The sequence below is a fragment of the Zarconia navalis LEGE 11467 genome (assembly GCF_015207075.1).
Lineage (GTDB): Bacteria > Cyanobacteriota > Cyanobacteriia > Cyanobacteriales > Geitlerinemataceae > Zarconia > Zarconia navalis.
In genome coordinates this window covers 1-14,623 of the sequence record NZ_JADEXN010000055.1, presented here as the reverse complement: position 1 = coordinate 14,623, position 14,623 = coordinate 1, and the positions used below count along the sequence as shown (strand labels likewise).

The window sequence follows — 14,623 nt, the reverse complement described above, 5'->3', positions numbered from 1 at the left end:
CCCTCAACCATTACCCCGCCGGAGACCGGGAAGAAACGGGCATTCCCACCGAAGTCGCCGTAGAGATGATGCGGGAAAAATACGAGGTGGTCAGAGGTATCTATTCGGGTTTCGATTACACGCCATTCTTCACCGGAACGGCCACCGAACGAGTTTCGATGATTCCGGCGGCGATGGATTTTATCTTGGGACTCGAAGACGGGAAGAAACGCTACGTCAAAGCCGTGACCGAACTCGGTAAAGCCTATGCCCTGGTTAGCAGTACCGACGAAGCGGCTGCCATTCGAGATGAGGTGGGCTTTTTCCAGGCGATTAAAGTCGCCCTCGACAAACACACCCCCCGCGACAACCGCAGCCCCGAAGACCTCGACGCGGCTATTCGGCAAATCGTCTCAAAAGCCGTCGCCTCAGAAAAGGTCGTCGATATCTTTGCCGCAGCCGGGTTAGAGAAGCCCAACATCGCCATTCTCTCCGATGAATTTTTAGAAGAGGTGCGCGGATTTCCTTATAAAAATGTGGCGTTAGAAGTCCTGCAAAAACTGATTCAAGACGAGATAAAAACGCGCTCTCGAAGTAATTTAATCCAGTCTCGTTCTTTCAGCGAGATGTTAGAAAAAACCGTGCAACGGTATCAAAATCGCAGTGTAGAAACCGCCCAAATTATTAACGAACTCATCGACCTCGCCGCATTGATGCGCGAGGCTCACAATCGGGGCGAAAACTTGGGGCTAACCGAGGATGAAATCGCTTTCTACGATGCCTTAGAGGTCAACGACAGTGCCGTAAAGGTCTTGGGAGACGAAACGCTCAAAACCATTGCACGAGAGCTTGTCCGGGCAATTAAGTGCAACGTGACGATCGACTGGACGGTGAAAGAGAGCGTTCGGGCAAAATTGCGGGTGACGGTGAAGCGGTTGCTGAAAAAATACGGCTATCCTCCCGAGAAACAGGAAAAAGCGATGCTGACGGTGATTGCCCAAGCCGAGCTTTTGTGCCGGGATTGGGCGGCGTAATTGTAATGGAATCGAGGTAAGGCTTCGATCGTTCTGACCGTGAAATCCTTGAAATTCACTGCCAATAGGCGTTTCAGCAATTCCAACTTCTATTTATCAAAAACTCTATTATTCGATGGCTTCTGACCCTCTACCAAAAGTTCCAAATAGCGTGGATAGTCATAAGCAGCTTCACAAGCACTTACAAGTACCTCGTATTTAATCTGACTGCCTTGTGGTTCGAGCAACCGAATCTTCTCGTCAATCTGTTGAATGGTTACCTGATTGCCCTCACGATCGTAATCGCTGAACCACAAGCGTTTCATAGCAAACTGACGCTTCGAGTTAAACTTCTGTGGACATTCTCCCTCCAGCAAAACATGACGTTTAGCTACCCTTCCGCCATCTACTAAATGAGGAAAGGCAATTTGAACAACAAACCGAGTGCGCCACACCTCATACGGCTCATCGGTGTGTAAACTTGACAGGTCTTGACCGAGCACCTGAACCTGCCGCGTATCTATGGCATAGTAATTACCAAGCTTATCTTTCTCTACTAGTAATAACGCCCATCGGCTCAAACCAGCACCGCCTTGCTGGAGAGCAGACGAATGTCTTGATATGCCATTAGCAATCGGAAAAAAATTAGACTCAAAAGGAGAAATCCCTTTCTTCCCAAGGAAAGGAGTGTTACGGAATTGCTGAGTTATTATTTGCCATTCTTTTCTCGTAAAGACAGGCTGAGCTTGCTTAAGTCTAGAGACAGTAAAAGGTTGAGACTTCTCATCTATACTTGTTGAGAGAGAGATGGGTAGAGTGACTGAAGATTTAGAACGGGTTTGAGTCGGTATATCCTCTTTAGGAACATCGAAAATTTCTTCATCAAAAAACTCAGTCTCTGGTGGAAAAGTTTTTGGTAGAATGAGAGAACTTTGTGGATCTAACAAATCCTGATTTTTCCGCTCTTCGGGCAGATTAAAAGTTTCTAAATCCTGAAATTTTGGTGTAGATTGAGGAGTGGTGGTTCCTCTTTTAGCAGAAGGAGCTTCTGTAGCACCGATACCCAAAGCCTTACGCACAAATTCCCACAAATTGTCTTTTTCTTGCTCTGAGTTAACTGTTTTTCGTTGAATATTTTTTCGTTCTAACTGCTCATAGTTTTGGGTATTTTGGAGTATAAACACTTCGGGATAAGATTGCTTAATCCAAATCAGAATACCAACTAAACAACCAGCAATTATGCCTAATACTGTCATTCCGATGAGAGAATAAATTATCTTTAATTTGTAGGTGCGAATAAACTTTCGCAAAGCGTTTATTTTCTTAGTGTATAAAGGAAGAAACTGAGGAGCTTTTCTTAATAGCAACGAGTCAATCCAATTTTCATCAAAGACTTCGGTATAGATCGGGTTAAAAGCCTTTAAGTATTTACCTTGCTTAATGACCAAACCTGTGAGCAGAAGTTCAGTTTCTTCAGAACTGTCTTGAACTATCACCTTTTTTTTATTCAAAATTTGTTGATAAGTTCTCAAAAGTCGTTTCCGCTTAGCGGAATCTTTAATTTCTAGAAAAGACTTGTTGATTGTACTGAAGTGTTCGGGTTTGTCGTTATCTTTCCAATTATTTATAATATGTTTTTTGACGATATCTGCAACAAGTCTTTTTTCTAGATTTTCTGCGGATTGATTTTGTAATGATGGACTGGAAAAGTTATATACTCTTCTTCTTTTTGAAGATATAAGCTGACAAAGCTTTTGAGTCAGAAAAGGCTGTCCTCCCGTCCAATATAGTATTGACTCCATTAGCTTTCTTGTATTGGTAATACGTTGACTCTTATAAAAAATAGACTTTTGCTTAAGGCCCTTTTCCAAAGGAGTAACTTCTTTGACTTCAAATCCATGCAATTCAATTTCCCGAACATCAATATTGAAAGAAGCTTTTCCCTTTTTACTAATTAGATTTGATGGCTCTGTTACTCCAAATACCGCAAAGGTAAGGCGTTGGTTGATGGGCTGATTTACTCTATTTTCATACCAAGAACGAATAAAAGTAAAAAAATCGTCATAAGCAAAATCTAAGCTTAAAATTGTATCAATTTCATCAATCAATATAACAATGTCTTTGTTAACTTTTGTCAGAACAACATCACGAAGAAACTGTGTAAGTCTATTGACGACAGAAAGATGTTTATTTTTTTTCCACCATTCCCTCCATAAAAAATTATTTTGAAGACTAAGAGACCTAGTAATAATTGCCACAATGCTGGAATACCACTGTTCAGCGGTTACTCCATTCGTTCCAATTTCATTTAAATCAATTACAACACAAGCAATATCCTGTTTCTCTAACTCTTTTTTTGTCTGAACCCGCAAGCTAGATTTTCCCATCTGACGGCAGTTCAAGACATAGCAAAATTTGCCCTGTTTCAAGGCTCTTAAAAGCTCACTATCGGCAGTTCTCGTGACATAAGTCAGTGCCTCTTCAGGTAAACAGCCTCCTACTTGGTAGTTATAATCTTGAGGAAATAAATTTTTTTCCATAGGAACAACCTATTACAAAATTTCTCGAAAAAATTTTTGGTATAATTTGTAGCGAGAATGCACTCTATTACCCTCTTTTTTTATCAATCCTAAATGCTCCAAAGCACTAGTTTCGTCTGGGTTGAGAAGAATTGCCTTTCGAGAATTTACGACTTTTTTGAAAGCTTCAAATAAGTTTGGATCTTTCTTAAGCATTTTCCAGCAGTAGTGCAGATGTTTGCTGTAAATGCCCGCTTGTGTTGGAGCGTCTTGAAGTATCTCTCGTAAAGACAAAGATTTTTGCAATGAGTTATCTATTGCTATGCTAACGAGATGAGGATGTCCTCCCACCATTTCGCTTAATTCAGAAATTTGCTTTTGGCTCCAGCTCAGCTTATGTTTTCTTACCAACTCTAATACTTGTTCATTAGTGAAGTCGGGTAATCCAACTTCCATTCCGACATTAAATGGGGATTGTTCATCGTTAAGGGGTATATATGCGTCCGTAGCGTAAGTAACAACTAGCCGAAGTTTCTGCCACAGAGGATAAGTTTTCCCTTTCTCATGCCAAGCCCGTAGCAACCCAAAAAAGTTGGGAGCAGTTTGCTCGTAAGAAAAGAGTTTATCTACCTGATCTAAGCCTAAAACAAGAGGAGTACTTATCTTTGAGAGTAAGTAATCTTCAAAATAACTAGAACAGCTAATATTCAGGCTTTCCATGCCATCCCAGTCAGCAACTTGCTTCTCAAGTTTGAGTTCTCGGGCAATGCTACTCCAAAACCAACTTAAGAGTTCACGTTGATTTGCTAAAGCGGTCAAATCACAGCCATTAAAGTCAAGTTGTACCGTTTTGTATCCTTTACTTGCGGCAGAAAACAGTATCCAACTCATTAACGAAGTTTTGCCCATCAGTTTAGGGGCGCGGATTCGGATAAGAGAAGAAGGGAGCAGAACTTGGTCATAGCATTGTTCTTCGGTGGGAGGACGCTTTATGTAAAAGGGTGAAGTGGGGGGAACAGAGCCTTCCATAACCCATGTTTTCGGGTCGCATAAATCAGGCTCGCAATCATCAGAGTTATGAAGAGAGAAGAAGCTTGGAAGTTGACAGCCGAATCCAAGTTTAGCTAAATTGAGAGGTCTTATATTCTTCAACTCTCGCTTTCTATTCCATTCCTCAAAAAGCCACTTGAGAATGGTATTCTTTTCATTTGAAGGAAGATTTCTTATTTTGAAAATAAGACTGCTCTTTTTCGGTGCTTTTTCTCTATTTTTACTGCTATTATAGTCTTCTTTATAAATATTTAAGAATTCAGACTCTCTCAGACAATTAATGGCCGTGTTGATTTCGTGGTAGTCAAATTTAAGCGAATTACTGTAATAATTATCAATAAATTTAACCAGAGTTTTTTTACTATCTGCATTTACAACTAAATCAAAAAGATTATTATTTTCAACTAACTTAGCTCTAATAGTAGAACAAGTTTTTTCTCCTGTTGCTAAAGCGAGGAGTCCTTCTAAGAAGTGTTGGGTGTGCAGGTATGCTGCCTCAGCGTAGAAATTTCCGGTGGGCATCAGACTTTTCAAGTAAAAACTAAAGAATCTGGACAGGTTGATAACGTAGGAAGCCGAAAAGCGATCGCATCGACTATTTGTTCAAAGTAAGCAGAGTCAAATTATTTGCTTAAGGAAAGTATTTTTGACATACATAATATGTAGGTATGGGTAGTAGTAGAGTACAGGTTGTGAGAGGTTTTACCCTCTGATGTAGTGAGACTCGAAGTTGAAAAAGTGATTTGGAGTTTCACTACATCAGGCAAAAATCATGAATTCTGTTAAAGTACTTCACATCCCTGACTATTCCGATCCCAATCAGATCTTCGCCAATTTTGTGGTTCAATCCGGACATATTCTGCATACTACTCAGTATTCAGAAGCTAAAGGTTTCTGTTCCTTGTACGGATTCCAGAACTTTGTCTCTAGTAATGTTTGGTTGTCCACGCGGATTCCTTCTGTTCCTCCTCAAAGGATTCCAAGTTGCTTCAGTAGTTATGTGGATAGGTATTATGCAACGCTTACCGTTGGTTTTTTGGATCTGACAGGCAAGGAATTGCCGATGATACCGAAACTTCTATCAATGCATGACAATGACTCATTCGCTCAACACGAGCGGTTCCACGGAGGTTATCTGGAGCTATGGCGCAGGGATTGTGACCGTCGTCAAGTCTTTGTAGCTCTTGCCTTAACCCCTGGTGTGCCGAAAGGTTCGTACCAGGAACCAACGATACTTCATCTGCCTTGGCAAGAATGGTCTGCCGAAGCATAACTATCTTCGTTTGGTTCATTGAACATGGCATGGTTTTTTGAGATGGTTGCCCCTCTACTTCTACCATGCCTTCTTTACTGATTGCACTAAAAATGCAAAGTACTTTGCATTGAACTTATCGACCTCACAATCAAGCAAAACCTTCACTATTCAAGGCTTGTAGAAATTTTCTCGTCATCTCTTGACATTAAGTACTTTGGAGAAATTACGGTATTGTTCGTACCTGGATTTTTTTCCGCATTGCAGGTGCGGTCTGTCAATGAAGGTATCCAATATCGAGTAATTATTCTGATGAAAAATTCTCAAATTCCCAATTCCAAAAAACTTTCCCACCCACTTATCGCGGGAGCCATCGCGATTGCGAGTTCGGCAACGGCAGTCGCCACTCAGAATTTCGCTCTAGCGGCAGCCTCTCCGTTACCAGTGCTAGTAATGCTGACCCAACAGAATACCCGCATCGAATCCATCGTGTCTCAAGCTATGATGCCGCAACCTCCGTTACCAGCAGGAGTGCGAGGTCGAACCGCGATCTTCATCGACGGCAACAATGTCGATATTACAGCCAAGAAAAATAACGACGTGACTATCGACTACGCGCAACTGTTGAAGCATCTAAGCGAAGAAGCTTCTTTGGTCTCGCGTCCCTTCTATTACTATGCCTCTCATCGAAATCGAAATCGGGCATATCTCAATGAGATCGAAGGGTATGGGTACGACATCAAAAAGCAAGAGATTCAGACCTATCGAAATGGAGATCGGGCCGGAAGTAACATCGACCCGTGGATGGCAACTGATATCGCTTTTCACGGACTCAGCGCCCAAAAGATCGTCATTGTTTCTGGAGATGGACGGGCATATATTCATGCCCTTCGCTATGCCAAGCAGCAAGGGAAAAAGGTCGAGGTCTGGTTTTTCAAGAATAGTACGAGCGATCGACTGTTAGACGAAGCCGATCGATTCGTCGAGCTACTCGAACTTCCCGGCGTGTGCATTCCCGGCGTGTGCAAAAGTATGCGTCCGCGCAAGCGGCATGAGACGAACAACCGGACAAACTCGGCGTAATGCCACAGGACTTACGCATTCACGCGCCTATCTAGTAGTGCGCTTCGTTCTTCAATACTCCCGACGGGTAGAAGATTTGCGTAAGTCTGACACCATTGGACATCTCGGAAAAATACACTTCAAACGAAATCCGGTTTGTTAGGGCCGTTTTTTCAAAAAGCGGCTCATTCTGTGTACAGTCTGACTCTGGCTTTTCAGAATGCCGGGCTGACAAAGCGCGAATTTCCAGGCAAAAACTAAATTTCTACCAGATGTCTATTTGTGAAGTTCAAAGACAAAAGTCGATCCGAGGGCATCTACCACAATCGAGACTTACGCGGTTTGCCAATTGAAACACTCGCGATCGATTCACAGAGAATCAGCCCACCTGATGACCCGCAGACAAGTACCTCAAAGCCCTGCTTTATCTGTGTTCTGCTCGTTACAATTCCCCGCTCGTCTTGAGCGAGTTCGATCGCCGACAAGCCTCGATCTGCCGTCTAGCCAATTGTTGAATGGGCACGAGAAATCAAGGGTTGGACATAGAGGTGTCAGTCTGTATGCCAACTCTCGCCATCGACGGCGTAAGTTCTCACGACATTTGTTCGCCACTATCTATAGCCATGAACGACTCGCATTCTCCGTCCTTCGGAAATCCAGAAAGTTCGCGAGCCTCAACGCCAAACGACGATTTCCGCTCGATACTCAACCATCTCCCCCATCAAGATAAACCGCCGAGAAAAAAACGGGAAAACACCCTCGAAGGTCTCGTGGGAGAGTTCTATCCCCTCCTCGAAGAAGCTCGAATGCAGCGGAACTACAGCTACGAGCAACTCGCCGAACTATTTGCCGAACACCTCGGGAGGCACATCAGTAAAGACACCCTCAGAAAATACATGGGGAGATTTCGGCAGCAACAACAGGGTACGTCAACCCCAAATCCTCAATCGACCGCTTCAACCCATCGGGCCCATTCCCCAACTCAACCGAACCCCCAACCCAAAATTCAGGAACCACGGAAGGTCAAGGAAAGTAATCCCGCTCAACGCCTTCCGCGCAACCTGACGGCGAATCCCAGGGATGCATTTCGCACCACTCGCACCCAGAAAACATCATGAACGTCGATCGAATCATTCCCCTCGAACTCCCAATTCTGCCCGTTGTCTATTGCTTGCTTGTCGATTGCGAGAAGGGGGGAGTTGGGAAATCGACTTACGCTCGCGTTCTCGCACAATGGCTCATCGACAAACAACTCGATAAACAGGTCATCGGCATTGACTGCGATCGCTCCAACCAGAACTTTGAAGACTACTACCGAAACGCAATCCCGATGCAGCACGCCTTCTTCACGGAAGATTCGCGGCAGTCGTGGCAAGCCGATAACCTGCTCGAAACGGCCCTCGAATATCAAGCCCATATCATCGCCGACCTCCCCGCGCAAACCTATCGCAGTCAACTGAATTACTTTCTCAACGGGGGGCTTCGAGCTGCCCGACAACGACGGGTTCAGTTCGTCAAATTCTTCATGTGCGCCTGCTACTACAGCGCCGAGCAGTTTATCAATTCTCTTAACGCTTTCCGCAACGAAACTGCCCACGATCTGGTTCTCAACGAAGGTTTATGCGAATCATTCTCATTTCTCGACGACTACGAAGAGTTTCAAACCGCTCTGGCACAGCAACCTTTTCCTATCATCTCGATGCCAGAGATTTCGTACCGCGAGCGGGAAATCATCAACGCCTTTCGCCTGACCTACGCCGAAGCCATCGAGTCGGAACATCTGACGATTACGGGGCAACAGCGAGTCGTGGACTTTTTGATGGATTCTTACGAACAACTCGATCGATTGGAGCTTTTTGACCGTGAAAAATAATTTTAGTCCCTTTGGCAACCGTAACGCCAAAGAGGAAGAGACCACTCGCTTGGATCGACTCTTAGAAGGCGAATCTGAGGAAAATAAGCGCAAAATCCTTGAAATCGCTTCCCAGTGTCGCATTCGACCCAACGACCCGATGTTTCTGGCTCTGGTGGTTGTCACTCAAGCCCGTTTATCCATCACTCCGTTCCCCGAAAAACTCGAAGAGATTCAACGCAATCTCAATCTGTTCAATACTCGGGTCGAAAGCAATCTCGTGCGCTTAAACGAGACCGCCGAAACCTTTGAATCAGAAGAGCAAAGTCCCAAACCCCGCGCCCTAGCCAAAACCGAAGTGTGGGACATCTCGTTTAGGGCGGCATTTGCCGGGACGATTTCGGGCGCTCTTGTCATTATCGCCTTCGGCAAACTCTTCTGGTAAGACCTATGACTCGTTTTGAATTCTATCTGCGTGCAGTGGGTCACAGACTAATCGGCACCTTCGGTTTAATCCTCCTGTGGCGATACCTCTGGCCGACTATCTACCACACTCTAGAGGCCCTAGCCCGACAGGATGGAACTCTATTCGGGCTGTTTCTCCTACAAGATTTGAACAACCAATTTTGGCAAGTCCTGTTTCTGATTTTTCTAACGCTTTGGTTCTACCGATATACCGATGGATTCTTCCGAGAATGGTATATCGCTCGGCTGAAGCTCCACGAAGCTACAGTAGCAGCGGTGCGATGGACGATCGTCATGCTGTGGCATCTCCTCTACCCGATCGTTCTCTCGCTGATGATGTTTTGGCTGCTGAAGCATTATACCGAGGTTCCAGCTTGGCTGAAGTTAACGACCGCCTGGATCTTTTTCTTCGTTGCCCTCGGACGGGGCTGGTATTACCCAGACAACAAAATCGCACAAATCGCTTTTCGGCTGAGCTTTTCTTAAATCGACATCTCCACCTTCTCAATCTATAGCAGTCGCAACATTGGGCGCAGACAGCTCAAATTCACAAAGCGCATCTCTCTTCCCCAGCTCAAGACTGCTCACCAACAAAGCGTGTCCCAATTAGACTGGCAACTGCTATAAACCCCGAGCGAGAAGGTGGAGTTGATTTTCTCTAGCAGTCTAACCTGCATTATTCATGAGGTTCGCTCGATATTCTTCAAAGCCTTGCCCGTACCAAGCGAGCTGGCAATTTACCCGAAAAACAGTCTGTTTGCGCGAGGTTCGCTCGATATCGGAAGTAAGCGCGTTTGATGAATTATCCAGGCTAATCGCGATGAATTGGGGTGTTTTTCTCAACAGAACCGAGCGAACGCCGCTCCACCCTCGCTTTCCATTAATTCTCTCAAATCATCCCCGATGAATAAATTCTTCAAATGGGGAATTGCGATTTGCATTGCCGCAATCGCCGTTCCCCTTATTTATTCCCTCGGCAGTACAGTCACTGCTTACACCTTGATCCTCTTCGAGTTAGAGTTCTTCAACCCTAATAACATCGTCGGCTCAGTCGTCGGTGCGCTCTGGGTGTTGACTCTGGCAAAGGAAGTTCTGACTGAAGCGACCGATTGGATGCCACTCTACGACGATTTAATCGATCTGGTCGCAGCGGGCATCTTTAGAAATCCTCACGCCTTAGCGCGAACTCGCACTCGAACCTACCAACAAGCCTTCGAGCGGTTGCAGCTCGTCGTCTATCCCAAGCTCAAACCGCTTGCAGCGGCGCTGTTCGTCCTGGTCTTCTTCACCGCAGTCTTTGTGCTCCCCATCGCACTGCTAACGACTATTTATCTCGGTGTCGTCGCCGTTGAAGTCATTACCGAGAGTCGCTATCGCCCTTGGGATTCAGTCGTTCGGGGGTTTGCCCGCCGCCAGGGTGCCGACTTAGCCCGAAAGTGGATCGGTCGGAATGTGGAGAATCTGATTCGATGGGGAGCGTCGTTTGTCCTCAAAGCTAACGAACCGCTCCACTATCTGATTTTAGGAGTCACCGGTGCTGGGAAGAGTCTCTGGCGCGAAACGATGATGGCGAAAGTCCTACCGGGAAACAAGGGAATCGTCAACGACCCGAAGCCTTCTGGGGGCGATGGCATGGTTCCACTCTTAGAGGACTTGGGAGTCAAATATTACATTCTCAACCCCTTTGACTATCGCTGCACGACATGGTGGATTGCCAAGGATGTCAAGGGACCGAACATGGCTTACGAGCTAGCCGCATACCTGATACCCATACTCGCCAATAGCGAAGGTAGATTCTTCGACGATGGGGGTCGGATTGCCTTGGAGATGATTATCGTCTCGCTGCAAATCGCTCTGGGGGAAAATTGGACGTTTCGCCAGGTGATTCTCTTTTCGCAGCAACCCTACTTCGAGATTCTGATTAAGAACTATCATCCTCGTCCCCACGAGTTCGATGAGTTTCTCAAAGCCAAGAAGATGGAAGGAGAGCGCAACGACATTCTTCTGACCCTCCAAGCGAAGTTGATGCAATTCAACAGCGTCGCCGCACTGTGGGAACGCGCCCTCGAAAAACTGTCCCTTCAGGACTTCGTTAGCGATTCTTTTCCCAAGAACACTGCCATCGTCATGGGGTCTGACCCCATCCACTCGGAAATCTCCACCCAGACCAACGCCTTGATGTTTGGTTTTGCGGCCAAATATTTAAAAGCCCTTCCCACAAACCGCCACCGCCGAATTTGGGTTTTCCTCGATGAAGCCGCCAGCGAAAAAACCGCGCCCTGGCCGGAAATCGATGGGGTCATGGCCTTGGGTCGAGGGGCGGGAGTGGCTTGCTGTTTGGGGTTTCACAGTATTTCGCTGCTCAAGCGAACCTACGGGGAACTCGTGGCGATGGGTCTATTCGGGCTGGCTCGCCATAAAGCCATTTTTGGTGTCGATGATGAAACCAGTCAGTTTTTATCCAAATCTCTTGGAGATTACGAGTATCTCGAACAGAGCTACAGCTCGTCGGTGACGGTCGATGGCAAAGGCAAAACGAGTTATTCCGACACCACCAGCGAGCGGTTGGGTTCTCGTCCGGTCTACCTGGCTTCAGAATTCCAAGACATGAATCGTCCCCCCACTGGAGTGGAAAACGGACTGTTGGGGGATTTTATCGCCCCCGGTGAAGGCATTCACAGCCACCACTATTCCTGGGACGAACTCCTCCAAATGCTCCCCCAACGGTCTGAAGAGGTTGAGGCCTACCAACGGATACCCAACGACGACCGGGCAACCCAACTCAAACCCTTATCCGATGATGAACTGCGGTCGTGGCTCCCCGAAGCGGTCGGTGTAAAAAATAAATCGACCCGAGCGCACAACTCAAAATCCCGCAAATCGAAAACCAAAAAACGCAGCAACTGACTTTCTTCCCCATCCTATTGCTCAACTCCGAACTCCGAACTCTCCCCTCCTATTGCCTGTATTGCCGTCATAGCAGAGGTTTCGCACGATGTTAGCTCATTACACTTCCTTAATCGTCGCAATCGTCAAATCGTTCTTATTCTGGGAACGATTTGACGAGCTTTGGGCACCTGTAACTCTTTTCATTTGTATCGGACGAGGAATTTTAACCATTTATGCGGGACAAATTGCCCGAGCGACCACTCGCCGTATTTGGCCTCAAATGACGATCGTCATCGTGCTGGCGCTGTTGATTTTCCTCCCCACCTCTTTCAAGGATACGGGTATCGAATATGAAGTATTGGCTGTTGTCCTCGTTTCCCCGATATCCAACGTTCTGATGGCTTTAATCGGAGAAATCAAAAAATCTTTAGCTGATTAATTCACCCAAAGAGTGTTGGAGAGGGTTTGGAGACACGGAATTTCAAGTTTTGAGTGGGAATCCAATCCTTCTTCTTCCCCCGTATCCCTCTCTCCCTTGTCTCAAATTTCCACTCTCCCCGTCCTATTCTCCTCAACTCCGAACCCCGAACTCCGAACTCCGAACTCAACACTATTCCCTCTCTAAACAAGGAAACCCACCATGAAATACCGCTCTTACAACACATTCGCCGATTTACTCGAAGCCATAGAACGCGGCCCACACGAGTTGATAGAGTATCTCAAGCGCGATCGCGAACTGCTCCGATTATTGGAACGCAACGAAGCGATCGAGCAACGTTGTGCGCTTCCCCCAAATTCGAGACGGAAGTTCTTCCAAACTCTCAACAATCTTCAGAAGACCGTTCGACATCTCATCTGGCCCGATTCTTCAAGGCTCTACGGTCGCTGTTACGTCACGGAGAATCTCAAAAAACAATCAACCGCAGTGGCAACGTTGGTCGGGGCATCGTCTGCGGTCAACATCATCTCGCTCTTTCCTCTGATTCGCATGGCTTTCGGAGGCCTCGGTTCCGTGGGAACGGGTCTATCCCTCACCCTCACCGCATTACTCCTAGCGACCAGTAATGCTTGCGGAACGGTGGCGGCGACGAATCAACCCAAACATCGCGCTTGGTCGATCGTCGGTTCTGTGACGTTCGTCTTTCTCAATATCACTCTCACCGTAGTCGCCGGACCGGGTATCGAAGTCCTCAACAGCCAACCCACCCTGCGAGAACTCAAAGCCACCGAAGCCCTAGCATCAATCTTTAACGCACGTCAGGAGTCCTACGAGTCCCGTCTGACGAGCCTGCGGCAGCAAGCCGAAACCAAAAAGGAGGAATGTGGGGAACTCAACGATAAAATCACGGCTCTCGACGAGTATCATCCCGATCGCGATCGGCTGATTATTCAAGCTCAAGGGAGCTATGGCAACCGAAACCTCGACCGCTCGGAGGTTCCCGTTGAAGACCTTCCCGTCTGCGAGCAAGCGACCGTTCTCGCAACCCAAACGGTAGAGTACGAACGGGAAACCACTCAAAAACTCGACGAACTCAAAGGCAAATTGGCCAAAAGTCCGCTCCTGTTTCTGAAACAATACCATCGCGAGATTTATGAGAACCACTTCGATGCCGAAGGTCGGTTCCGCGATCGGAATGAGGCCGTGCGCCTTGCCACCATTCGCTTTAACGAGAACTTAACGTCCGGTCGGTGGAGTTCTCTGGGCTTCTCCCTGGCGTTTTTTCTCATCAGTCTGGTCACCAGCGGCGCGGCGGTCGTCGTGGCGATCGTCTACGCTCGCTCGCAATCCGCACTCCAAAGTTGGAATCCGGTCTTGGCTCGGATGCGCGAGGATATCTTGATGGCCGCCGACCGAGGACTCGCTCGCACCGCTCGGATGGGGACCGAGATCGACCCAGGAAGCAATAGATTGAGTCTTCCGGGTACGGCCATTGCGAACGACAGCGGTGACAGTCGCCAGATTTCCCACGAGCGCGACTTCCTCTGGCGTTGTGCCGACTCGATCCGCGAATCGGGACGTTTGACATTTCCCCCCTTCATTCGCTTTGTCGAGTCGAATCCCGACGGCGAACGGCTGCTGCCCCATCCGGTTCCCATCGAGGATGAGTCGGGAGAGATCTGGCTGTGGAGCGATCGACCCGACGTTGCCATTAGCTATCTTCGCGCTCGAACGACAATTGCTTGCGGTCGCATCGCCACCCTGAGTCGCTCGCTTCAGAACCCGGAAGCCTACGGTAATTTTTCTCTCAAACGGACGACTCAAGCTCTCTCTATGGAGATTCAACAGTTACAAGCCCTCGCCACCAATATCGAACGCTCCTTCTCCTTTACGAGTTTGGGTCGATCGATGTCTCTCCTCGACGACCTCCAGCACGCCCAGGAGTACATTCGCCACCATCTCGACGACGCTCTCGACTCGGAGAGTATCGAGACTTCCCGACTCGAAGCGTTCGACAAAAAACAACTCAAAACCTATCTGGTTCAAATCGAACACCTCTCCTTGCACGTCTCAACTTGCCTGATTGCCCAGCTTGAGGCAGGT

At 47.1% G+C, this 14,623-nt stretch carries 12 protein-coding genes; 10 read left to right on the top strand and 2 right to left on the bottom strand.

The genetic code is table 11. From position 1 onward, the window contains the following. On the top strand, positions 1-1,013 hold a 1,013-nt coding region (locus IQ235_RS04805), incomplete at its 5' end, for a DUF3387 domain-containing protein (protein ID WP_264320360.1). 89 nt (positions 1,014-1,102) lie between these two features. Here the strand turns inward: IQ235_RS04805 and IQ235_RS04800 are convergent. Together IQ235_RS04800 and IQ235_RS04795 are read right to left on the bottom strand one after the other, a co-directional pair. Beyond that, the gene (locus IQ235_RS04800; RefSeq protein ID WP_264320359.1) at positions 1,103-3,532 is read right to left on the bottom strand and encodes an AAA-like domain-containing protein; all 2,430 of its coding nucleotides are present in this window, start codon (positions 3,530-3,532) and stop codon (positions 1,103-1,105) included. A gap of 12 nt (positions 3,533-3,544) precedes the next feature. After that, positions 3,545-5,083: an AAA-like domain-containing protein gene (locus tag IQ235_RS04795; protein ID WP_264320358.1), complete on the bottom strand. Its 1,539-nt coding sequence runs from the start codon at positions 5,081-5,083 to the stop codon at positions 3,545-3,547. A 250-nt stretch (positions 5,084-5,333) separates the two neighbouring features. Between IQ235_RS04795 and IQ235_RS04790 the strand changes: the two genes are divergently transcribed. The 9 genes from IQ235_RS04790 to IQ235_RS04750 form a co-directional block, all read left to right on the top strand. Beyond that, positions 5,334-5,834 (top strand): hypothetical protein, encoded by a 501-nt coding sequence (locus tag IQ235_RS04790; protein WP_264320357.1) that lies wholly within the window; start codon positions 5,334-5,336, stop codon positions 5,832-5,834. A 291-nt stretch (positions 5,835-6,125) separates the two neighbouring features. Then, complete coding sequence (locus tag IQ235_RS04785; RefSeq protein WP_264320356.1) at positions 6,126-6,896, top strand: LabA-like NYN domain-containing protein; 771 nt, start codon at positions 6,126-6,128, stop codon at positions 6,894-6,896. A 602-nt stretch (positions 6,897-7,498) separates the two neighbouring features. Then, positions 7,499-7,993 (top strand): hypothetical protein, encoded by a 495-nt coding sequence (locus tag IQ235_RS04780; RefSeq protein ID WP_264320355.1) that lies wholly within the window; start codon positions 7,499-7,501, stop codon positions 7,991-7,993. Then, positions 7,990-8,748 (top strand): P-loop NTPase family protein, encoded by a 759-nt coding sequence (locus IQ235_RS04775; protein WP_264320354.1) that lies wholly within the window; start codon positions 7,990-7,992, stop codon positions 8,746-8,748. Before IQ235_RS04780 ends, IQ235_RS04775 begins: the two co-directional genes overlap by 4 nt. Then, the gene (locus IQ235_RS04770; RefSeq protein WP_264320353.1) at positions 8,738-9,172 is read left to right on the top strand and encodes a DUF6753 family protein; all 435 of its coding nucleotides are present in this window, start codon (positions 8,738-8,740) and stop codon (positions 9,170-9,172) included. Before IQ235_RS04775 ends, IQ235_RS04770 begins: the two co-directional genes overlap by 11 nt. Before the next feature lie 5 nt (positions 9,173-9,177). Continuing rightward, a complete protein-coding gene (locus IQ235_RS04765; RefSeq protein WP_264320352.1) occupies positions 9,178-9,678 on the top strand; it encodes a hypothetical protein in 501 nt (166 codons plus the stop codon). A gap of 417 nt (positions 9,679-10,095) precedes the next feature. Further along, positions 10,096-12,099: a type IV secretory system conjugative DNA transfer family protein gene (locus IQ235_RS04760; protein WP_264320351.1), complete on the top strand. Its 2,004-nt coding sequence runs from the start codon at positions 10,096-10,098 to the stop codon at positions 12,097-12,099. 88 nt (positions 12,100-12,187) lie between these two features. Continuing rightward, the gene (locus IQ235_RS04755) at positions 12,188-12,520 is read left to right on the top strand and encodes a hypothetical protein (RefSeq protein ID WP_264320350.1); all 333 of its coding nucleotides are present in this window, start codon (positions 12,188-12,190) and stop codon (positions 12,518-12,520) included. Positions 12,521-12,721: 201 nt separating this feature from the next. Then, positions 12,722-14,623, top strand: a 1,902-nt coding sequence (locus IQ235_RS04750) for a hypothetical protein (protein WP_264320349.1), incomplete at its 3' end; no start/stop codon positions are given.

Bases quoted from the DNA above. Each gene is read 5' to 3' on its own strand.
- IQ235_RS04800 (WP_264320359.1), bottom strand. From the start codon at position 3,532: ATGGAAAAAAATTTATTTCCTCAAGATTATAACTACCAAGTAGGAGGC.
- IQ235_RS04795 (WP_264320358.1), bottom strand. From the start codon at position 5,083: ATGCCCACCGGAAATTTCTACGCTGAGGCAGCATACCTGCACACCCAA.
- IQ235_RS04790 (WP_264320357.1), top strand. From the start codon at position 5,334: ATGAATTCTGTTAAAGTACTTCACATCCCTGACTATTCCGATCCCAAT.
- IQ235_RS04785 (WP_264320356.1), top strand. From the start codon at position 6,126: ATGAAAAATTCTCAAATTCCCAATTCCAAAAAACTTTCCCACCCACTT.
- IQ235_RS04780 (WP_264320355.1), top strand. From the start codon at position 7,499: ATGAACGACTCGCATTCTCCGTCCTTCGGAAATCCAGAAAGTTCGCGA.
- IQ235_RS04775 (WP_264320354.1), top strand. From the start codon at position 7,990: ATGAACGTCGATCGAATCATTCCCCTCGAACTCCCAATTCTGCCCGTT.
- IQ235_RS04765 (WP_264320352.1), top strand. From the start codon at position 9,178: ATGACTCGTTTTGAATTCTATCTGCGTGCAGTGGGTCACAGACTAATC.
- IQ235_RS04760 (WP_264320351.1), top strand. From the start codon at position 10,096: ATGAATAAATTCTTCAAATGGGGAATTGCGATTTGCATTGCCGCAATC.
- IQ235_RS04755 (WP_264320350.1), top strand. From the start codon at position 12,188: ATGTTAGCTCATTACACTTCCTTAATCGTCGCAATCGTCAAATCGTTC.